14 protein-coding genes, 2 tRNA genes, 2 rRNA genes and 2 pseudogenes are annotated in these 20,328 nt (G+C 61.9%); 15 read left to right on the top strand and 5 right to left on the bottom strand.

Features of this window, described 5'->3' with window-relative positions; all coding sequences use genetic code 11:
* Positions 1-28: 28 nt before the first annotated feature.
* The 6 genes and pseudogenes from OKW26_RS13605 to OKW26_RS13580 form a co-directional block, all read left to right on the top strand.
* A tRNA-Ile gene (locus OKW26_RS13605) sits at positions 29-105 on the top strand.
* Between the two features lie 53 nt (positions 106-158).
* Positions 159-234, top strand: a tRNA-Ala gene (locus OKW26_RS13600).
* A 346-nt stretch (positions 235-580) separates the two neighbouring features.
* A 23S ribosomal RNA gene (locus OKW26_RS13595) occupies positions 581-3,462 on the top strand.
* 227 nt (positions 3,463-3,689) lie between these two features.
* Positions 3,690-3,803: ribosomal RNA gene (gene rrf / locus OKW26_RS13590) — 5S ribosomal RNA — on the top strand.
* A gap of 217 nt (positions 3,804-4,020) precedes the next feature.
* Positions 4,021-4,158 (top strand): annotated as a pseudogene (locus OKW26_RS13585) (IS3-like element ISAav4 family transposase); the annotation flags it as partial.
* A 19-nt stretch (positions 4,159-4,177) separates the two neighbouring features.
* Positions 4,178-4,656, top strand: a pseudogene (locus tag OKW26_RS13580) (integrase core domain-containing protein); the annotation flags it as partial.
* Here OKW26_RS13580 and OKW26_RS13575 read toward each other — a convergent pair.
* The gene (locus OKW26_RS13575) at positions 4,645-5,655 is read right to left on the bottom strand and encodes a LysR family transcriptional regulator (protein WP_184068287.1); all 1,011 of its coding nucleotides are present in this window, start codon (positions 5,653-5,655) and stop codon (positions 4,645-4,647) included. The pseudogene OKW26_RS13580 and the gene OKW26_RS13575 sit on opposite strands and share 12 nt — an antisense overlap.
* A 199-nt stretch (positions 5,656-5,854) precedes the next feature.
* On the opposite strand from OKW26_RS13575, the gene OKW26_RS13570 reads away from it, so the two are divergent.
* The 3 genes from OKW26_RS13570 to OKW26_RS13560 all read left to right on the top strand — a co-directional run bounded on the left by OKW26_RS13570 (position 5,855) and on the right by OKW26_RS13560 (position 10,102).
* Positions 5,855-8,068 carry an FUSC family protein gene (locus tag OKW26_RS13570; RefSeq protein WP_429353928.1) on the top strand — a complete coding sequence of 738 codons (2,214 nt, stop codon included), beginning with the start codon at positions 5,855-5,857 and terminating at the stop codon, positions 8,066-8,068.
* Between the two features lie 138 nt (positions 8,069-8,206).
* Positions 8,207-8,425, top strand: coding sequence for a hypothetical protein (locus OKW26_RS13565; protein WP_090806192.1), 219 nt, complete (start codon positions 8,207-8,209; stop codon positions 8,423-8,425).
* 177 nt (positions 8,426-8,602) lie between these two features.
* Positions 8,603-10,102 (top strand): acetyl-CoA hydrolase/transferase family protein, encoded by a 1,500-nt coding sequence (locus OKW26_RS13560; RefSeq protein ID WP_429353927.1) that lies wholly within the window; start codon positions 8,603-8,605, stop codon positions 10,100-10,102.
* 104 nt (positions 10,103-10,206) lie between these two features.
* Here the strand turns inward: OKW26_RS13560 and OKW26_RS13555 are convergent, their stop codons facing one another.
* The 3 genes from OKW26_RS13555 to OKW26_RS13545 form a co-directional block, all read right to left on the bottom strand.
* Positions 10,207-10,461, bottom strand: coding sequence for a GlsB/YeaQ/YmgE family stress response membrane protein (locus OKW26_RS13555; RefSeq protein ID WP_184068294.1), 255 nt, complete (start codon positions 10,459-10,461; stop codon positions 10,207-10,209).
* Between the two features lie 162 nt (positions 10,462-10,623).
* Positions 10,624-11,331 (bottom strand): MgtC/SapB family protein, encoded by a 708-nt coding sequence (locus OKW26_RS13550; RefSeq protein ID WP_090806188.1) that lies wholly within the window; start codon positions 11,329-11,331, stop codon positions 10,624-10,626.
* A 476-nt stretch (positions 11,332-11,807) separates the two neighbouring features.
* The gene (locus tag OKW26_RS13545; protein ID WP_184038688.1) at positions 11,808-12,971 is read right to left on the bottom strand and encodes a metallophosphoesterase; all 1,164 of its coding nucleotides are present in this window, start codon (positions 12,969-12,971) and stop codon (positions 11,808-11,810) included.
* Positions 12,972-13,361: 390 nt separating this feature from the next.
* On the opposite strand from OKW26_RS13545, the gene OKW26_RS13540 reads away from it, so the two are divergent.
* Positions 13,362-13,709, top strand: coding sequence for a hypothetical protein (locus OKW26_RS13540; protein ID WP_090806184.1), 348 nt, complete (start codon positions 13,362-13,364; stop codon positions 13,707-13,709).
* 58 nt (positions 13,710-13,767) lie between these two features.
* Here the strand turns inward: OKW26_RS13540 and OKW26_RS13535 are convergent, their stop codons facing one another.
* Positions 13,768-14,352, bottom strand: coding sequence for a malonic semialdehyde reductase (locus OKW26_RS13535; protein ID WP_184068297.1), 585 nt, complete (start codon positions 14,350-14,352; stop codon positions 13,768-13,770).
* Positions 14,353-14,492: 140 nt separating this feature from the next.
* Here OKW26_RS13535 and OKW26_RS13530 point away from each other — a divergent pair, with 140 nt between their 5' ends.
* The 5 genes from OKW26_RS13530 to yjfF all read left to right on the top strand — a co-directional run bounded on the left by OKW26_RS13530 (position 14,493) and on the right by yjfF (position 20,285).
* The gene (locus OKW26_RS13530) at positions 14,493-15,095 is read left to right on the top strand and encodes an alpha-ketoglutarate-dependent dioxygenase AlkB family protein (protein WP_090806179.1); all 603 of its coding nucleotides are present in this window, start codon (positions 14,493-14,495) and stop codon (positions 15,093-15,095) included.
* A 181-nt stretch (positions 15,096-15,276) separates the two neighbouring features.
* Positions 15,277-16,263, top strand: a complete 987-nt coding sequence (locus OKW26_RS13525; RefSeq protein ID WP_090806177.1) for an ABC transporter substrate-binding protein — start codon at positions 15,277-15,279, stop codon at positions 16,261-16,263.
* 253 nt (positions 16,264-16,516) lie between these two features.
* On the top strand, positions 16,517-18,151 hold the full coding sequence (locus OKW26_RS13520) for a sugar ABC transporter ATP-binding protein (RefSeq protein WP_429353926.1): 1,635 nt from the start codon (positions 16,517-16,519) through the stop codon (positions 18,149-18,151).
* Positions 18,148-19,191, top strand: a complete 1,044-nt coding sequence (locus tag OKW26_RS13515; RefSeq protein WP_184068306.1) for an ABC transporter permease — start codon at positions 18,148-18,150, stop codon at positions 19,189-19,191. Before OKW26_RS13520 ends, OKW26_RS13515 begins: the two co-directional genes overlap by 4 nt.
* A complete protein-coding gene (gene yjfF, locus OKW26_RS13510) occupies positions 19,188-20,285 on the top strand; it encodes a galactofuranose ABC transporter, permease protein YjfF (RefSeq protein ID WP_429353925.1) in 1,098 nt (365 codons plus the stop codon). The genes OKW26_RS13515 and yjfF overlap by 4 nt, the downstream gene beginning before the upstream one ends.
* Positions 20,286-20,328 lie beyond the last annotated feature (43 nt).

The raw sequence follows: 20,328 nt of genomic DNA, 5'->3' as shown, positions 1-20,328 counted from the left end.
TGGTTAGAAGAAACGCAGACAGGCTCAGGGGTCTGTAGCTCAGCCGGTTAGAGCACCGTCTTGATAAGGCGGGGGTCGATGGTTCGAATCCATCCAGACCCACCAGTGTCTTGTCTGGTGAGCTGAAGGGCTGGGGCCGCTGGAGTATCTGTGGGACTGGGGGATTAGCTCAGCTGGGAGAGCACCTGCTTTGCAAGCAGGGGGTCGTCGGTTCGATCCCGTCATCCTCCACCAATCCTCAATGCGCAGGGTTCTGCATGAAGGCAGAGCGTTGCGCATTGGCGATTGAGCCAGTCAGAGCGGTATGAGGCACAGGCTTCATACCGGCTGCCGTTCTTTAACAATCAGGAAGAAGTAGTAAAGAGATTCACGAAAGCATACCTGGAGATGGGTGTGTGAGTAGGTGAATCAGGGTTGTGATTGTATCGATGTATTTTAAAGGTGATCGAGAGATCGCTTTGGAATACGGCGCAACACGAATACTCAACCTGTAGCGAGTGCGTCTATCCCCTCCGGGGATGGGACCCACGTAAGCGCTAAAGCGCTAACGTGGGTCGACACAGAGACACACCCGTTATAGGGTCAAGCGAACAAGTGCATGTGGTGGATGCCTTGGCGATCACAGGCGATGAAGGACGCGGTAGCCTGCGAAAAGCTCCGGGGAGCTGGCAAACGAGCATTGATCCGGAGATGTCCGAATGGGGAAACCCACTCCTAATGGAGTATCCGTAGCTGAATCCATAGGCTGCGTGAGGCGAACGCGGTGAACTGAAACATCTAAGTAACCGCAGGAAAAGAAATCAACCGAGATTCCCAGAGTAGTGGCGAGCGAAATGGGATCAGCCGGTACACGTTATCTGTATTGTTAGTCGAACGCTCTGGAAAGTGCGGCCATAGCAGGTGATAGCCCTGTAGACGAAAACAGCATGGAAGAACTGGGTGTACGAGAAGTAGGGCGGGACACGTGAAATCCTGTCTGAAGATGGGGGGACCATCCTCCAAGGCTAAATACTCGTGATCGACCGATAGTGAACCAGTACCGTGAGGGAAAGGCGAAAAGAACCCCGGGAGGGGAGTGAAACAGATCCTGAAACCGCATGCATACAAACAGTCGGAGCCTCTGCGAAGGGGTGACGGCGTACCTTTTGTATAATGGGTCAGCGACTTACATTCAGTGGCGAGCTTAACCGATTAGGGCAGGCGTAGCGAAAGCGAGTCCGAACAGGGCGTCCAGTCGCTGGGTGTAGACCCGAAACCAGGTGATCTATCCATGGCCAGGTTGAAGGCACGGTAACACGTGCTGGAGGACCGAACCCACTAACGTTGAAAAGTTAGGGGATGAGCTGTGGATAGGGGTGAAAGGCTAAACAAACCTGGAAATAGCTGGTTCTCTCCGAAAACTATTTAGGTAGTGCCTCGTGTCTCACCTTCGGGGGTAGAGCACTGTCATGGTTGTGGGGTCCATTGCGGATTACTACGCCATAGCAAACTCCGAATACCGAAGAGTGCAATCACGGGAGACAGACATCGGGTGCTAACGTCCGGTGTCAAGAGGGAAACAACCCAGACCGCCAGCTAAGGTCCCCAAATATGGCTAAGTGGGAAACGAAGTGGGAAGGCTAAAACAGTCAGGAGGTTGGCTTAGAAGCAGCCACCCTTTAAAGAAAGCGTAATAGCTCACTGATCGAGTCGTCCTGCGCGGAAGATGTAACGGGGCTAAGCCATATACCGAAGCTGCGGATGCACAGTAATGTGCATGGTAGGAGAGCGTTCCGTAAGCCTGCGAAGGTGCACTGGAAAGTGTGCTGGAGGTATCGGAAGTGCGAATGCTGACATGAGTAGCGATAAAGGGGGTGAAAGGCCCCCTCGCCGTAAGCCCAAGGTTTCCTACGCAACGTTCATCGGCGTAGGGTGAGTCGGCCCCTAAGGCGAGGCAGAAATGCGTAGCTGATGGGAAGCAGATTAATATTTCTGCACCATTGTGAAATGCGATGGGGGGACGGATCGCGGAAGGTTGTCCGGGTGTTGGAAGTCCCGGTCCTTGCATTGGAGAAGGCGCTTTGGCAAATCCGGGCGCAGAATTCAAGGGTGCGAGGCGAGCCACTTCGGTGGCGAAGCAACTGGAAGGGGTTCCAGGAAAAGCCTCTAAGCTTCAGTTTCACAGTGACCGTACCGCAAACCGACACAGGTGGGCGAGATGAGTATTCTAAGGCGCTTGAGAGAACTCGGGAGAAGGAACTCGGCAAATTGGTACCGTAACTTCGGGATAAGGTACGCCCTCATAGCCTGACTGGCCTGCGCCAGAAGGGTGAAAGGGTTGCAATAAACTGGTGGCTGCGACTGTTTAATAAAAACACAGCACTCTGCAAACACGAAAGTGGACGTATAGGGTGTGACGCCTGCCCGGTGCCGGAAGATTAAATGATGGGGTGCAAGCTCCTGATTGAAGTCCCGGTAAACGGCGGCCGTAACTATAACGGTCCTAAGGTAGCGAAATTCCTTGTCGGGTAAGTTCCGACCTGCACGAATGGCGTAACGATGGCCACACTGTCTCCTCCCGAGACTCAGCGAAGTTGAAGTGTTTGTGATGATGCAATCTCCCCGCGGCTAGACGGAAAGACCCCATGAACCTTTACTGCAGCTTTGCATTGGACTTTGAACCGGTCTGTGTAGGATAGGTGGGAGGCTATGAAGTTGGGACGCCAGTCTCAATGGAGCCGTCCTTGAAATACCACCCTGATCTGTTTGAGGTTCTAACCTTGGCCCGTGATCCGGGTCGGGGACAGTGCATGGTAGGCAGTTTGACTGGGGCGGTCTCCTCCCAAAGTGTAACGGAGGAGTACGAAGGTACGCTAGGTACGGTCGGAAATCGTGCTGATAGTGCAATGGCATAAGCGTGCTTGACTGTGAGACTGACAAGTCGAACAGGTGCGAAAGCAGGTCATAGTGATCCGGTGGTTCTGTATGGAAGGGCCATCGCTCAACGGATAAAAGGTACTCTGGGGATAACAGGCTGATACCGCCCAAGAGTTCATATCGACGGCGGTGTTTGGCACCTCGATGTCGGCTCATCTCATCCTGGGGCTGTAGCCGGTCCCAAGGGTATGGCTGTTCGCCATTTAAAGAGGTACGTGAGCTGGGTTTAAAACGTCGTGAGACAGTTTGGTCCCTATCTGCCGTGGGCGCTGGATATTTGAAGGGGGCTGCTCCTAGTACGAGAGGACCGGAGTGGACGAACCTCTGGTGTACCGGTTGTCACGCCAGTGGCATCGCCGGGTAGCTATGTTCGGAAGAGATAACCGCTGAAAGCATCTAAGCGGGAAACTCGCCTTAAGATGAGATATCCCCGGGGCTTCGAGCCCCTTGAAGGGTCGTTCAAGACCAGGACGTTGATAGGTCAGGTGTGCACGTACAGTAATGTACTGAGCTAACTGATACTAATTGCCCGTAAGGCTTGATCCTATAACAGGTGTGTCTCGACCCGCGGTAGTGCTTCAGCACTTACGCGGGTCCGATCCCCGAAGGGGATTGGTGTGAACTCCCGCGGGAGCTCACAGAAACGCCCGGTTGGGATTCAGTGTTGTGCCAGAAACAACACAACCCTCCCCACCCGAATCCTTTACGCTTCTTCCCGATTGGCTGTGGCGCAACCGGTTGACTCCAGCCCTGCGACGCAGCAACCCGTCATGCCTGATGACCATAGCGAGTCGGCCCCACCCCTTCCCATCCCGAACAGGACCGTGAAACGACTCCACGCCGATGATAGTGCGGATTGCCCGTGTGAAAGTAGGTAATCGTCAGGCTCCCCCCAGTCAGAAACCCCACCCGCCGCGGTGGGGTTTTTGCGTTTACGCGGCCCAAATCAACAGCAACATGCTCGACCGGGCACGAACAATAAGCGTGGTCGGACGCCGTTGCCAGCCATTGCCAAAAGTAGCCTGTTGATCGACGCGTTTTTGCACATACTGAAGTTGATCCAGAAAAACGGACATCTATCCTTTGGAGAAGGAGGTGCCGATTATGGGCAAGCATCGTACCCCGTACCCGGCGGAATTTCGGGCGCAAATGGTCGAGCTGGTGAAGGCCGGACGCAGGCCGGAGGAACTGGAAAAGGAGTTCGAGCCGACTGCACAGACCATCTACAACTGGGTGGCGCAGGCTGATCGCGATACAGATGTTCCGGTGCGACGATGGCACGCCGTTGCGCGTAACGTTCGCACTCGACTGCTGCGATCGGAGAGGCGATTGGCCGGGCGGCGGGGACCGGCGGGTATAGCGGTGATGTAGTGCGCGACGCGATGCTGGCCGCCGTCGCGCAGCAATTCGGCACCGGGCAGGTCGCGCCGTCCATCGAATGGTTGACGGACAACGGCTCGGCTTATGTCGACCACCGCACTCGCAGCTTCGCTCGCGAATTGGCCCTGGAGTCATTGACAACGCCGGCACGTTCTCCGCAGAGCAATGGCATGGTCGAATCGTTCGTGAAGATCATGAAGCGACAATTACGTCGCCTGTATGGACGAGCCTGACGCGCCAGCGGCGCTCTCGTGTCTGGCTGTTGCATTTGAACACTACAATGAGCGCCATCCGCACAAAGCCCTGGAATACCGCTCGCCGCGTGAGTTCAGGCGTGCTGCCGCGATTTCATCGACCTAACGGTGTCCGCGTGTCCTGAGTTACAGGGGCAACTCCAACCAGCTGCACTGGGTCATCTCCGCCCCCTAGTTGCCCGACCTCAGCAAGCAATGCTTCGTCGCGCGCAATCACCTTCGGCAGATGCGAGCGCAAGAATTCGACCCACGTGCGCGTCTTTGCATCGATGAATTTGCGCGACGGATAGAGCGCATAAACAGTCGTCTTTTGCAGCGTATATTCCGGCAACACGCGCACCAACGTGCCATCGCGCAACCCGGAAATGGCCGCGTAGAGCGGCACCATGCCGATGCCCATGCCTTCGCGGATCGCCACGATCAATGATTCGGCGATGTTCACATGCACGGGGCCGTCGACTTCCATCAACTCACTGCCGTTCGGGCCGTCGAGCGTCCATTCATGTGGCGGGAACGCCGGCGTATGCAGGATCAGACATTCGTGATGCGCAAGGTCAACCGGTTCTTGCGGCGCGCCGTGCGCCCGCACGTAGGCCGGCGATGCGCACAGGATGCTGAACGTCGTCCCCAGCGGAAACGATACGAGGTCCGAATTCGGCAGCGTCGATGCGCCGATCACGGCCACGTCGGCGCTGCCCTCGAACAGATCGGGCATGCGCTGCGATAGCGTCAACTCGACGGTCACATCAGGATAGAGCTCGCGGTAACGCGAAATGGCCGGCAGGACGTAGTGCTGGCCGATGCTCGCAAAGCTATGCATGCGCAGTGCGCCGGTTGGTCGCTCGTGTGCGCAACTGGCTTCTTCTTCCGCAACATCGACATCCGCGAGGATCTGCTGCGATCGTTTCAGATAGCGCTCGCCGGCGGTGGTCAGCGCAAGCCGACGCGTCGAGCGATTCAGCAGGCGCGTGCGCAGATGTGCTTCAAGCTCCGAGACCGCGCGAGACATCGCGCCGGTCGTTGAATTGAGCGATTGCGCGGCCGCGGTGAAGCTACCGGCTTCAACCACGCGCACAAACACTCGCATATTTTGTAGCGTGTCCATCAAACCTTCTGTTTCATGATCAAGATCATATTTTCCGTCAGTCTCAGAACACTATTGTTGTCCGTTCTGGAACAGATGTTCTGCACCCATCGGCTTAATGTACACATCGCGGACTCCTACAATCGGCGCCTCGCCTGCCGGTGTCGGCCATTCTGTCCGGAGGCTCTCTCAGCGACCACGCAGGGTGCACTGTTTTCAGATGAAACCCGATCATGCGATCGAACCGTCGGCGGATTTCTTCGGTCCGCGCGGCGTCATGCGGCGACGCCTCAGCCGAGCCAAACTCAATCGCGCCCTGCGCGACTGGGCCAGCAGCGACGGTCTGACCTGGCTGCATCTGCTGAAGACGGTCACCGCTGGTCTGCTGGCGTTGGGCATCGCGATGCTGCTCGATCTGCCGCAGCCGCGCATTGCGATGACCACTGTCTTTGTGTTGATGCAACCGTTCAGCGGCATGGTGCTCGCGAAGAGCTTCTACCGGATTCTCGGAACGGCAGTAGGGACCGTGGCCGCGCTCGTGCTCGGCGGGCTGTTCGTTCAGCAGCCCGAACTGTACATGCTCGGCATGATCGTGTGGGTGAGCGCCTGTATTGGTGCGGCGGTCCGGTATCGGCATTTCAGATGGTACGGTTTTGTGCTCGCGGGTTACACCGCCGCGCTGATCGGCATTCCAAACGTGACGACGCCTCAGGGACTGTTCCTCGCCGCACTCACGCGTGCGGCGGAAGTGGCGGTCGGCATCGTGTGTTCGAGCGCGGTCAGCGCGTTGCTGCTGCCCCAGCGCTCGATCCTTGCGCTGCGACGTAACCTTCAGATCAGGTACGCGAATTTTACTGCGTTTGCTGTCGACATGCTCGCACGCGGGCTCGAGCGCAATCAGTTCGAACGGCGTTTCGCGGATTTCGTCGACGAAATCACTGGCTTCGAAGCAACCCGCACGTTCGTCGCATTCGAAGATCCGGCGATGCGCTCGCGCAGTGCGCATCCGGCGCGTCTGAATAGCGAGTTCATGGATGCGTGTGTGCGTCTGCATGCGCTGAATCAGTTGCTCAAACGGTTGCGCGCCAGCCGCGCTGTGTCGATACTCGCGGCCATCGGTCCGTACCTCGACGAACTGGGAGCCTTGTTCGAAGCACAAGCTGAAGCCGGCGTCGAAGCATCGCACGCAGCAGCCGATCTGCGCCCCTTTCGAGCGAGCTTGCCACGCCGGGTACGCGAAACCAGGCGGCCACTCGAAGCCGCGTCCACGGAATCGCTTGCGGACTTCGACACGGCAGCCGAATTGCTGTATCGATTCGTGGGCGAATGGATAAACTATTCGCAAACCTATGCATGCTTGTGGCGCAAAACAGCAAGCCGGCAGTACTGCCTACGATGCAGCTCAAGCCCAACTAAGAGCCACCGCACAAGCAGACCTATAAGCCGCACAAACCACTTCGCCGTATTGTTCACATTCGTGCGCTCGGCTGTCGTCATCGGAATCGCCGGTGCGTTCTGGATCGCGACCAACTGGCCGAGCGGCGGTCTCGCCGTGATTGGCGCAACACTGGTCTGCGCGTTGACGTCCACCGCGCCAAGCGCCACCAGAATGGCCATCCAGATGGCGATCGGCGCGGTGCTCGCGACGCTGGCCGGCTATGTGTTCATGTGCTACGTGTATCCGAACATCGATGGGTTCCCGCTGCTTTGCGCGGTACTCGCGCCGGTGCTCGCGCTCGGCGCATTCATCGCGACGCGTCGCGGCGCGGCAGGGCTTGGCATCGGCTTTTCGGTGTTCTTCTGTCTGCTGGCCGGGCCGGACAACGTCGTCAGCTACGTGCCCGATCTGCTGATCAACAACGGCATCGCGCTGACCGCGTCGATGCTGCTCGCAGCGGTTGTTTTCGCGGTGGTCTTTCCCGCCGATATGCGCTGGCTCATCGACCGGATCATGGGCGACCTGCGAGCGCAAACGGTGTCGGCATGCAAGGACGCGCTGCCGGGTCTGAACCAACGTTTCCAGTCGGGCACGCATGATCTGACTTCGCAACTGCGCGTGCTGTTGACGCACCGTTCACGACGACGGCGCGACGCACTTCGCTGGATGCTCGCGACGATCGAAGTAGGTCACGCCGTCATCGATCTGCGCAACGAAGCCGCACGCGCCGATTATGCCGACCTCCTTCAGCCGCGTTGGCGCAGCGTGATCGAACACACGTGCGACGATCTCGCCCGGCTCTTCGAACGCCCAGGTCCACGTTCGCGCGAACGCGCACTCGTCGCCGTGCGCTCGGCCACCTGGCTCGCGCAAGACATGCTGCAGGCAGTGCACGCCGAGCGCGCCCGGCATCACGATCTGCAACGTATCTTGAGCTGTCTGCACTTCATTCGTAGCGCGTTGCTCGACAAGGACGCGCCCTTCAATCGTCGCTGAGCAATGCTGCGTGGATCTTTCTGCCAGATGGAAAGATCCCTTCCGGGATGCCCCGTTTATTCGCGTAGGTGGCGGTCATATAGTTTCGTCACTGCCTCGCAGTATTCGTCGCAGTAGTCGTAAGTCCTGGAGAACGAGATGAAAGTGTTGAAGATGGTCCTGATTGCCTGTTCTTTGTCCACCGCTGCCGCCGCCTATGCACAGACGGCGCCGGCCGCGCCGGAGCAGCAGGTTGCGCAAGCGGATGGCCAGCGCACCGATAAGGTTGCCCCGCGCAAGCATGTGGAAGCGCCGAAAGCGAAAGCTGATGAATGTGTCGGCCCGATGAGCTTCTGCAACATCTACTTCGGCAGCTAAGTCCGGCTGCCTCACGCGCAACACCTGTCGCGGACCCTATCGCGCGACCCAACACCTGCTCGCGACGCCGTCCGATCGAGACGCCGCGGCGGGTGCGGCAACCGCCTATTGAGCGAAGCACACCGCAGACGTGCGCACCAGTAGACGGAGCTGGCGACTATGGAGAGACTCCCTTTCATGTACGAAGACCGAATTCGCTGCGCCGCGCTGCGCGGAAAAATCACCACGGCCGCCGACGCGGCGCTTCTGATTCACGACGGCATGCGGGTTGGCGCAAGCGGCTTCACGCGCGCGGGCGACGCGAAGGCCGTGCCAGTCGCGCTCGCCGAGCGTGCGCGCCGGCTGGGCGAGCCGCTGCGCATCACGTTGATGACGGGCGCCTCGCTCGGTCATGACGTTGACCGCATGCTGACCGAAGCGCATGTGCTCGCGCGCCGTCTGCCGTTTCAGGTAGACAAGACGCTGCGCGACGCCATCAATCGCGGCGAAGTGATGTTCGTCGATCAGCATCTGTCCGAGACCGTCGAGATGCTGCGCGCGAACCAGCTCGGCAAGCTCGATGTCGCGATCATCGAAGCCGCCGCGATCACGGAGAGCGGCGGTATCGTGCCGACGACGTCGGTCGGCAATTCGGCGAGCTTCGCGATTCTCGCGGACAAGGTCATCGTCGAGATCAATCTTGCGCAGCCGCTCGGGCTCGAAGGCTTGCACGACATCTGGATTCCGGGGCGCCGGCCGCATCGCGAGCCGCTGCCGATCGTGCGCGCGCGGGATCGCGTCGGCACACCCGCTATCGAGATTGCGCCCGAGAAAATCGCGGCGATCGTGATGACGGACATGGCCGACAGCCCGTCCACGGTCTTGCCCGCGGATCGGGAAACCGCGTTGATCGCCGCTCATTTGATCGAATTTTTCCAGCACGAAGTCACGCGTGGCCGCATGCCGAAGCAGTTGCCGCCGCTGCAGGCGGGCATCGGTACGATCGCCAACGCGGTGCTGGCAGGATTCGTCGATTCGCCTTTCGAGGTGTTCGAAATTTATTCGGAAGTCCTTCAGGATTCGACGTTCGATCTGATGGACGCTGGTAAGGTCACGTTCGCGTCCGGCGCGTCGATCACGTTGTCGGCCGCGCGGCAGGCGCAGGTATTTGGCGATATCGAGCGCTATCGCGACCGGCTCGTGCTGCGTCCGCAGGAAGTCAGCAACCATCCCGAGGTGATTCGGCGGCTCGGTCTGATCGCGCTCAATACCGCGCTCGAATTCGATATCTACGGCAACGTCAATTCGACGCATGTCGGCGGCACGCATATGATGAACGGCATCGGCGGCTCGGGCGACTTCGCGCGCAATGCGTCGTGCGCGGTGTTCGCGAGCAAGTCGACCGCGAAGGACGGCCGCATTTCGAGCATCGTGCCGATGGTGCCGCATTGCGATCACAACGAACACGACGTCGACGTCGTCGTCACCGAGCAGGGTCTCGCCGATCTGCGCGGCCTCGCGCCGCGCGAACGTGCGACGCTGATCATCGAGCATTGCGTGCATCCGCGGTATCGCGAGCTGTTGCGCGACTACTACCGCGATGCGTCGCTCTGGGGAGGGCAGACGCCGCATTGCCTCGATCAGGCGTTTGCATGGCACACGCGGCTGCGCGATACGGGGTCGATGCTGCCGGCCTGATTCTGCGGCGGCCACAACCGCGGCGATAAAAGCAGAAGCAACAGGCCATAAAAAAGCGCCAGCGATTCGAACCCGCTGGCGCTTGATGACGTCGGATGCCGTGCTCAGGACCCTCGTCGCACGAGCCGGATAATAAACAGCAGAATGACCGCGCCGATCAACGCGGTGATGATCGAGCCGATCCAGCCGCCGCCAAGCGAGATATGCAGCACGCCGGCGAGCCACCCGCCGATGAACGCGCCGATGATCCCGACGATGATGTCGACGATCAGGCCGAAGCCGCCGCCCCTGACCAGCACACCCGCGAGCCAGCCCGCGATTGCGCCGATGATGATCCATGCGATGATGCTGTGTTCCATATTCGAGACTCCCTGGTTGAGTGTGAACAAATCACAGTGACAGAGCTTAGTCGAAGGTTATGGGACCGTCCACGTTCACGACGCGGAATTAACATTATCTGAATCTGCTGCCCGCTAAGTGTAGACGATGCGCGCGAACAAAGGAGACTTACGCGCCGCGCTTCACTCGGGCGTCGGCTCCGCTTCCCGCGCGGTCCAACTGACGCTGGACACGCTCTTTTCCATGCTCAGGCGGCTCGCCATCTGTTCGAGCTTCGATTGATCCTTCGGATGCATCGTCAGCGTCGCCGTCACGCGAATGCGCGCCGGTTCGTCCTCGACATCCTCGCTCGTGAGGCTCTGGAACGACAGCGGCGCCGAGTACATCGAGTTGGAAATCGCGGCGCGAATGTTGATCTCGTCGGCTTCGCGGCAGACGATCGTCAACACGTACTCGCGCACGAGGTCGGCGTTTGAAACCGGCGTCGAGTTGATCATCCGGCTCACTTCACGCAGCGCGGTGTTGGCCAGCAGCACGACCGCGGTGCCCGCGAGCGCCGGTCCGTAATGTCCCGCGCCGCTCAATACGCCGACGGCCGCCGAGCACCACAGCGTCGCCGCGGTGTTGATCCCCTGGATCGAGCCTTTGTCGCGCATGATGACGCCGCCGCCAAGAAAGCCGACGCCGGACACCACATAGGCGGCAATCTGCGTGACGCCGCTGACGCCGTTGCCGGTCAGCACGCCGAGCGTGACGAACAGGCACGCGCCGCTCGCCACGAGCGTGATCGTGCGCAGGCCGGCAGTGCGCTGGCGCATCTGTCGTTCGAGGCCAATCGCGACGCCGCAAGCAAAAGCGGTCAGAAGCCGCAGGAAGAATTCGAGTGTCATCGTTCAGAAAGGTTGGCGTGCGTGCTGCCGCAGGGTGAAGCCTACGCGTGGGAACGTCAGGTCGTCTACCTCGTGCACGCTAAGCGCATGAGGGTGGAACGAAATACGCGCGCACACGCGTGCAGCGGCCGGAAGCGTGCGGCATCGGCATGGCATCGAGCCACGCTGCGCTTCACCGACAGTACGCGAATGACAATGAAATGAGAGCGACGTGCGCCATCGAGCCCGAGGGCAGGACGGCGACAGGGACACCTGACGGGGAAATCCTGCCGCTCAGGCGAGCGGGCAAATCGATACTCGGCTGGTACAACTGCTACTGTCCAAGATCGTGATTCCGGTTAAAAGAATTGCGCGGATTTTAGAGGGCTGCGCAAAGTTCAGTCAAGCCGCGATCGGCGGAGAGTGCGCATTTGGGTTTGCTACAGCCGCATCGTAGACAGGCCGTAATTAATTGCTCCGGACTGCGAATGTTGAGTTCAATCCGGTTCGCCCGGCACGAGTCTCAAGCGCGTGATTTCCGAAGGCGCACCGAGTCGTTTCGGCGGACCCCAATAGCCCGTACCGCGACTCGTATAAACCCAGAGTCCGTTCAGGCGCGCGAGGCCTGCCGTGAACGGCTGTTGCAGGCGCACAAAGAAATTCCACGGAAAGAACTGACCGCCGTGCGTATGACCCGACAACTGCAGCGTAAAGCCGGCCGCCGCGGCCGCTTCGGCCGAACGCGGCTGATGCGCGAGCAGCACCCTGATCAGCACGTCGCCCGGCGCGCCGGCGAGCGCCGCGACCGGGTCGCTGCGATGCGCGGGGTCGTGATGACCCGCCGAGTAATCGGTGACGCCGGCGATGACGGCGCGCGCGCCGTCATGGTCGACGATCACGTGTTCGTTCAGCAGCACCCGCAAGCCGAGCCGGCGGAATTCGGCGATCCACGAGTTCGCTCCGGAGTAGTACTCGTGATTGCCGGTCACGAGAAACGCACCGTGCCGCGCGGCGAGCCGCGACAGCGGCTGCGTATGCCGGCTCAACTGCGGCACGCTGCCGTCGACGACGTCGCCCGTCACCGCGATCAGATCCGGCTTGAGCCGGTTCACCGCGTCGACGATCGCATCGACATAGCGGCCCTTGATCGTCGGGCCGACGTGGATGTCACTGATCTGCACGATCGTGAAGCCGTCGAGCGCGGCGGGCAGATCGTCGATCGGCACGTCGATCGTGACGACGCGCGCGCGACGGCGCGCGTTGAACAGGCCGATCAGCGTCGACAGCAGCGCGAGCAGCGGCACCGCCGCCGCCGAGCCGGTGCGCCAATGCGCGATCGTGAGCGTGTTCGGCCAGATCGCGTCGATCGTCAGCAGCGACGCCAGCACGAGGTCGCGCGCGAACGTCAGTACCAGCAGCGACGAGAAGAAGCCCATCGCGAGCAGGCCCACCCACGCGAGACGGTCGCCGAGCGGCTGGCGCTTGAAGCCGCGCGCCATCATGCCGACCGGGATCAGGTAGATCGACAGCACGAGCCACAGCACGCACAGCCCGCGGCCGGCCGCGTCGATCGGCATGTCGGGAATCAGGCGCAAGCCGACATAGATATGCAGCAGGATGCCAATCAGGATGATGCGGACAAGAAACGATGAACGTCGCATAAAGAGGATCAGAGCGGGAGGGGGCCGAAGGGCAGCGATAGCGCGGCGGCGATCGGTTGACGGAACGCGGCGAATCATTCTACCGACATGTTCGGTCCCTTGCCGTAGCCGCAAAATTCGTGCTCCCGCACCGCACGACACGCCGGCCCCGAAGCCGCCGCGACGAGCCACGAAAGGTGTTTGCCGGGGCAGGCGCATTCCGTGCTCAGCACATACTTACAGGGCCGCCGCCACGCATTCAATGCCTATGCAAGCGAATTAAATGGGCTTTGAATTGTATTCATGCGTGGAGTATGCTTGAAACAAGCCAGCTTGTTGCCGGGGCAGCGTAGGGCGCTTCGGCCATGACTGGTTCTGTCGCCGGGAAAGACCGGGCGGGGGAGGCACACCATGAAGCTGCTCAAATCGGGCCACCTGTGGCATCACGCGCACGACGTGCATCATGTTCATCATGAGCATCATGTCGGGCACGAGGGCAGCCACGTGATGCTGCCGCTCGTCGGCATCTCGCTGATGGCGATTGCGCTTTACGTCGGCGTACGCAACATCGATTTCTCCGAACTCGGCAAAAGCGCGCTGTTCGACGTCGTGATGGTGTGCGTCGCGCTTGGCATCGCCGGCCTGTTCGGTGCGGTCGGCGCGTGGCTGCGCTCGAATGGCGACGAAGCCGAAGAGGGCTTCTGCTTCATCGGTGCGCTGATCGGCACGGTGGTCTTTTATATCGCGGTACTGACCTGACGCGATCCGATCCAGCGCGTGGCGCACACCCGCAGCGCCATCCATCATCAACGCCCCGTCACACTATGCGCGCCGCTTCGTCGAACGAAAAACGCGGGCTGCGTGCAAACAGCTTTGACGGATCGCCGTGGCCAAGATTGATCAGGAAGTTCGACTTCAACGTCGTGCCCGCAAAAAACGCTTCGTCGACCTTGGCCTGATCGAAGCCCGACATCGGCCCAGTGTCGAGACCGAGCGCACGCGCCGCGAGAATCAGATACCCGCCTTGCAGCGTCGAATTGCGAAACGCCGTGTCCGCGATCAACCGCTCGTTGCCGACGAACCAGCTGCGCGCATCCGCATGGGGAAACAGTTTCGGCAGATACTCGTAGAAGGCGATGTCCATGGCGACGATCACCGTGACGGGCGCGGCCATCGTTTTCTCGAGATTGCCAGCCGACAACGCCGGGCGCAGTTTCTCCTTGCCCTCCGGCGTCCTGACGAACACGAAGCGGCCCGGACTCGAATTGGCCGAGGTCGGGCCGAGCAGTACGAGCTCCATCAGCTCGCGCAGCACGGCGTCGTCGATCGGCTTGTTCTGCCAGCCATTGTGCGTACGCGCGTCGCGAAAGAGCTGCGCGAGCGCCTGATCCGAAAGTGTCATGGAAGTGGTCCGTGCGAAAGAACAGAGGGAACGCGGAGAGCCGCGTCGAATGAAAGAGCAACGCGCGTGAATCAGCGGGTGAGCCGGTGTCGCCATAATAGTCAGGGTTTTGACTTGTCCGCTTGCATCCAGACATTCCGATGAGCACCGATTTATTCAACGACCTGCCGACGCCCGACGTCGACTGGTATCCCGACTGGCTCGCAGCGGCCGACGCCGAACGCCTGCTGGCCCGACTGATCGACGAAGTGCAATGGCGCCAGGACATGATGGGCACGCCCGCCGGCCGTGTTGCACTGCCGCGTCTGACCGCCTGGCAGGGCGAGCCGGACGCGGTGTACGTGTACTCGGGCATCCGCAACGTGCCGCAAGCATGGACGCCCGCCGTCGCCGAACTGAAGGCGGCCGTCGAGGCGACCAGCGGCGCGCGTTTTAACAGCGTGCTGCTGAATCGTTACCGCAGTGGCGCCGACAGCATGGGCTGGCACGCGGACCGCGAGCCCGAACTCGGCAAGCAACCGGTGATCGCGTCGGTGAGCCTCGGCGTCGCGCGCAGGTTCGATCTGCAGCACAACCGCAGCGGCGTCGTGCAATCGTTCTCGCTGAAGGGCGGCAGCCTGCTCGTGATGAAAGGCGACACCCAGGCGCAGTGGCGTCATCGGGTGCCGAAGGAGCCGCGCGTGAGCGGCGAGCGCATCAATCTGACGTTTCGCTGGGTCACGCCAAGAATGACGCCGACCTGAGGCAGCGAGCGGCAATGCTCTGACCGACGCGCCATACCAAAATTGATATCGAGGGCGCGAATCATATGATTGGACGGTTAACGCCTCGCACAGTACGCTACATCACGATCCATGTGCCGAGAGGGCCACGAGGGCCGGGCAGACCGCTGGGTCGTCTACACAACAACGATTGGAGACTGTCATGGCGAATACACGACGTGCCGCGTGTCGCGCTCTGGGCGCGCTCGCGCTTTGCGCGAGTCTCGGAGCGCTGACGCTGGCCACGCCCGGCGCGCATGCCGAGGACAAGAAAATTACGCTCGGTTTTGCGCAGGTCGGTGCGGAAAGCGCATGGCGCACCGCGAATACCGAATCGGTGAAGTCGGCGGCGACGGAGGCCGGCATCAACCTCAAATTCTCCGACGCGCAGCAGAAGCAGGAAAACCAGATCAAGGCGATCCGCTCGTATATCGCGCAGAAGGTCGACGTGATCGCGTTCTCGCCGGTCGTCGAATCGGGCTGGGAACCGGTGCTGCTCGAAGCCAAGGCCGCGAAGATTCCGGTGATCCTGACCGACCGCAACATCGACGTGAAGGACACGTCGCTGTACGTGACGATGATCGGCTCGGACTTCCTCGAAGAAGGACGGCGCGGCGGCCACTGGCTCGCGGATCACTACAAGGACGATAAAGGTCCGGTCAACATCGCCGAGCTGCAAGGCACGGTCGGCTCCGCGCCGGCCAACGACCGCCACGCGGGTCTGATCGAAGTGATCAAGAGCGATCCGAAGTTCAAGATCATCGCGTCGCAAAGCGGCGACTTCACGCTCGCCGGCGGCAAGCAGGTGATGGAAGCGTTCATCAAGACCTACGGCAACAAGATCAACGTCGTCTATGCTCATAACGACGACATGGCGCTCGGCGCGATCCAGGCGATGGAAGAAGCCGGCATGCATCCGGGCAAGGACGTCGTCGTAGTTTCGTTCGACGCAACCAAGGGCGGCTTCCAGGCGATGGCCGCCGGCAAGATGAACGTCGACGTCGAGTGCAGCCCGCTGCTCGGACCGCAGTTGATGTCGGCGGTGAAAGACGTCGTGGCAGGCAAGCCGCTGCCGAAGCGCATCCTGACTCAGGAGACTGTCTTCCCGATGAGCGTGGCCGCGCAAACTCTGCCGTCGCGTAAGTACTGACGCGGCGCGCAACGTCGCCGCGGCAGCGCTCGCGCGAGCGCCGCGGCGTGTGCGGTGTTCAGGCGCCGGGGCCAACGGGCTCACGGCGCGAAGGAGATGTGCCGTACGGACGCATCGAACAGGTTTCTCCAGTGGTGCCTGACCGCCCGGGCTGCTTTCTTCTGCAGCGGGCGGTCTCTTTTCAGGAGCATGCGCCCGCGGGAGCATGTCACTGGGGCCTGCCGAACCATGCATAGCCGATCGAGCGAGGTCCATGACCCATTCCGCTACCGAACCGAATCAGCCGGACCAGCCGCGGCGCGGCACGCCGCCGGGCGCGCCAGGCCAACAGAATGACATGAGCGCGCGCGAACCGATTCTGGCGACCTCCGGCGTCAGCAAGACATTTCCGGGCGTGAAGGCGTTGCAACACGTCGACTTCCGCCTGTTTCCCGGCGAGGTCCATACGCTGATGGGCCAGAACGGCGCCGGCAAATCCACGTTGATCAACGTGCTCACAGGCGTGCTCGCACCCGATGCCGGCACGATCCGCCTCGGCGGCGAGTTGGTCGCGTTCGCGTCGCCGCAGGAAGCCGAGGCGGCCGGCGTGCGCACGCTGTACCAGGAAGTGAACCTGTGCCCGAATCTGTCGGTGGCGGAGAACATCTTCGCGGGCCGGCAGCCGCGCCGTTTCGGCGCGATCGACTGGCCCGACATCAAGCGGCGCGCGCAGGAAGCGCTCGCGCGCCTCGACGTGTCGCTCGACGTCACGCGCTCGCTCGACGCCTATCCGATCGCCGTGCAGCAGATGGTCGCGATCGCGCGAGCGTTGTCCGTCGATGCGCGCGTGCTGATTCTCGACGAACCGACTTCGAGCCTCGACGACAGCGAAGTCGCGCAGCTATTCAAAATACTTCGACATCTTAAGCGATCGGGCATTGCGATCCTGTTCGTCACGCATTTCATCGAGCAGACTTATGCGATCTCCGATCGCATCACGGTGATGCGCAACGGCGAGCGCGAAGGCGAATATCTCGCGCGCGATCTGTCCGCGGATCAGCTGGTCGCGAAGATGGTCGGCCACGAGCGCATGAGCGCGCGTCTGCGCGAAGCGGCGCACGAAGGACAGGCCGCCGACGATCAGGAGGTCGCGCAAGACCACACGGAAGCAACGGCCACGCAGCCGTTCATCGAGCTGCGCGGCGTCGGCCGTCGCGGCACCTTGCAGCCGATCGATCTCGAGATGCAGGCCGGCAAGATTCTCGGCCTCGCGGGTCTGCTCGGCTCGGGCCGCACCGAAACCGCGCGGCTTCTGTTCGGCGCGGATCGCGCGGACAGCGGCACGATCCTCGTCGAAGGGCGCGCCGTGCGGCTGCGCACGCCGCACGACGCGGTGCGCCACGGCATCGGCTATTGCGCGGAAGACCGCAAGAAGGAAGGCATCGTCGCCGAACTGTCGATCCGCGAAAACATCATGCTCGCGTTGCAGGCGCGGCGCGGCTGGTGGCGCAAGATCAGCCGGCAACGCGCGCGCGAGCTCGCCGATATGTGGATCGAGCGGCTCGGCATCACGGCGTCCGACGCCGAGCAGCCGATCGCGCTGCTGTCCGGCGGCAACCAGCAGAAGGCGCTGCTCGCGCGCTGGCTCGCAACCGATCCCAAACTGCTTATCCTCGACGAGCCGACCCGCGGCATCGACGTCGCCGCGAAGTTCGACATCATGGACCGGCTGCTCGCGCTGTGCGCGAACGGCCTGTCCATCCTGTTCATCTCGTCGGAGATCAGCGAGGTGCTGCGCGTGAGCCATCGCGTCGCGGTGCTGCGCGATCGCCGCAAGATCGCCGAGGTGGCCGGTAAGGCATCGAACGAGGACAACATCTACCGACTCATCGCAGGGAGCGGCGAATGAAGCTATCGAACTGGTTCGCGCGCGACGGGGTGGAGCGTCCGCTGCTATGGCCATGCGTGACGCTCGTGTTGCTGTTCGGACTGAACCTGCTGGCCAATCCGCATTTTCTCGCGCTGCGCACGCTCGACGGCCACCTGTTCGGCGCGCCGATCGACATCCTGAATCGCGCGGCGCCGCTCGTGCTGGTCGCGATCGGCATGACGCTCGTGATTGCGACACGCGGCATCGATATTTCGGTCGGCGCGGTGGTCGCGATCGCGGGCGCCGCGGCCGCGACGATACTCGCGACCCAGGCCGTGCCGAGCGGTGCGCTGATCGCGCAGGCGCTGCTGGCCGCGCTCGTCGTCGGCATCTTGAGCGGCATGTGGAACGGGCTGCTCGTCGCGTTCGTCGGCATGCAGCCGATCATCGCGACGCTGATTCTGATGGTCGCGGGCCGTGGCATCGCGCAACTGCTGACCGCCGGGCAGATCATCCCGATCGGCGCGCCCGGCTATCTGTTCGTCGGTGGCGGCTACTGGCTCGGCGTGCCGTGCTCGGTATGGATCGCGACCGTAGCCGTGCTGGCGACCGCCGCCCTGGTGGAGGGCACGGCGCTCGGTCTGTTCATTCGCGCGATCGGCGTGAACCCGGTTGCGACACGGCTCGTCGGGTTGCGCTCGAAGGCGATCGTATTCGCGGTGTACGGCTTCTCGGGCTTGACCGCGGCGCTGGCCGGCATCCTGATCAGCTCGAACGTGCGTAGCGCGGACGGCAACAACGCGGGCTTGCTGCTCGAACTCGACGCGATTCTCGCCGTGACGCTCGGCGGCACGTCGCTGCTCGGCGGCCGCTTCAGTTTCGCGGGCACGGTGCTCGGCGCGCTGATCATCCAGACGCTCACGTACACCACGTATTCGATCGGTGTGCCGCCGGAAGCGACGCTCGTCGTGAAGGCGGCCGTCGTGCTCGCGGTCAGCGTGATCCAGTCGCCGGTGGCACGCGCGCTCGCGGTGTCGTTCGGCGCGTCGCTCGTCAAATCGCGCGGGGTGGCGCGATGACGCGCGCTCTCGAAGCACTCGCCCGCGTGGTCGATCCGCGCACGCTGCCGATCGCGGTGACGGTCCTGCTGTTCTGCGCGCTGTTCGGCTTTGGTTCGGTGATGTACACCGGTTTCTTCTCGTGGCAGGTGTTGCTCGATCTGCTCGTCGACAACGCGTTCCTGCTGATCGTCGCGATCGGCATGACGTTCGTGATCGTGTCGGGGGGCATCGATCTGTCGGTGGGCTCGATCGTCGCGCTGACGACGATCGTCGAAGCCGTGCTGTCCGAGCACATGCATGTGTCGGTGTGGCTCATCATTCCAATCGTGCTGTTGATGGGCACGGTGTTCGGCGCGGTGCAGGGCGCGCTGATTCACTACTTCCGCCTGCAGGCGTTCATCGTGACGCTGGCGGGGATGTTCTTCGCGCGTGGCCTGTGCTTTCTGATCACGACGCAGTCGATCACGATCACCGATCCGACGTTCAAGGCGATCTCCGCGTTTCGTCTCAGTGTCGGCGTCGGTTCGGTATCGGCGAACGTGCTGATCGCGGCCGTGACGCTCGCGGCCGCGATCTATGTCGCCCATTTCACGCGCTTCGGACGCAACGTGTATGCGGTCGGCGGCAATCCGCGCTCGGCGCTGCTGATGGGCCTGCCGGTCGCGCGCACGCGGGTCGGCGTGTATGCGCTGAGCGGCTTCTGTTCGGCGCTCGGCGGCGCGGTGTTCACGTTCTACGTGCTGTCGGGCTATGGGCTGCAAGGGCAGGGCATGGAACTCGATGCGATTGCGGCCACGGTGATCGGCGGCACGCTGCTGACGGGCGGCGTCGGTTATGTGGTCGGCTCGCTGTTCGGCGTCGGCATTCTGGGCACGATCCAGACGCTGATTACGTTCGACGGCACGCTCAGTTCGTGGTGGACGCGGATCGTGATCGGCGCGCTGCTGTGCGCGTTCTGTTTGCTGCAGCGATTGATCGAGCGGCACGCGAAATCGGTGCGTCGGCCCGGCGGCACCAATGCGGTCACGACGACGGGGCATGGGCACGGGCGTGACGAGACGTCGACGACGGCGTCGTCGGATTCGCAGGTGTTGGGGCGGGCGCCGGGCTAGCGCGCGGTCTTCCAGTCGCTTCGAACCACGGCGGCGCGGCGCA

Source organism: Paraburkholderia sp. 32 (assembly GCF_050435345.1).
Taxonomy (GTDB): domain Bacteria; phylum Pseudomonadota; class Gammaproteobacteria; order Burkholderiales; family Burkholderiaceae; genus Paraburkholderia; species Paraburkholderia tuberum.
Note: the sequence above shows the minus strand (reverse complement) of the source record. Positions and strands in the feature narration are given on the sequence as shown.

Excerpts from the sequence above, each read along its gene's own strand:
- OKW26_RS13575 (WP_184068287.1), bottom strand. The coding sequence starts at position 5,655 with ATGGACACGCTACAAAATATGCGAGTGTTTGTGCGCGTGGTTGAAGCC.
- OKW26_RS13570 (WP_429353928.1), top strand. The coding sequence starts at position 5,855 with ATGAAACCCGATCATGCGATCGAACCGTCGGCGGATTTCTTCGGTCCG.
- OKW26_RS13565 (WP_090806192.1), top strand. The coding sequence starts at position 8,207 with ATGAAAGTGTTGAAGATGGTCCTGATTGCCTGTTCTTTGTCCACCGCT.
- OKW26_RS13560 (WP_429353927.1), top strand. The coding sequence starts at position 8,603 with ATGTACGAAGACCGAATTCGCTGCGCCGCGCTGCGCGGAAAAATCACC.
- OKW26_RS13555 (WP_184068294.1), bottom strand. The coding sequence starts at position 10,461 with ATGGAACACAGCATCATCGCATGGATCATCATCGGCGCAATCGCGGGC.
- OKW26_RS13550 (WP_090806188.1), bottom strand. The coding sequence starts at position 11,331 with ATGACACTCGAATTCTTCCTGCGGCTTCTGACCGCTTTTGCTTGCGGC.
- OKW26_RS13545 (WP_184038688.1), bottom strand. The coding sequence starts at position 12,971 with ATGCGACGTTCATCGTTTCTTGTCCGCATCATCCTGATTGGCATCCTG.
- OKW26_RS13540 (WP_090806184.1), top strand. The coding sequence starts at position 13,362 with ATGAAGCTGCTCAAATCGGGCCACCTGTGGCATCACGCGCACGACGTG.
- OKW26_RS13535 (WP_184068297.1), bottom strand. The coding sequence starts at position 14,352 with ATGACACTTTCGGATCAGGCGCTCGCGCAGCTCTTTCGCGACGCGCGT.
- OKW26_RS13530 (WP_090806179.1), top strand. The coding sequence starts at position 14,493 with ATGAGCACCGATTTATTCAACGACCTGCCGACGCCCGACGTCGACTGG.
- OKW26_RS13525 (WP_090806177.1), top strand. The coding sequence starts at position 15,277 with ATGGCGAATACACGACGTGCCGCGTGTCGCGCTCTGGGCGCGCTCGCG.
- OKW26_RS13520 (WP_429353926.1), top strand. The coding sequence starts at position 16,517 with ATGACCCATTCCGCTACCGAACCGAATCAGCCGGACCAGCCGCGGCGC.
- OKW26_RS13515 (WP_184068306.1), top strand. The coding sequence starts at position 18,148 with ATGAAGCTATCGAACTGGTTCGCGCGCGACGGGGTGGAGCGTCCGCTG.
- yjfF (WP_429353925.1), top strand. The coding sequence starts at position 19,188 with ATGACGCGCGCTCTCGAAGCACTCGCCCGCGTGGTCGATCCGCGCACG.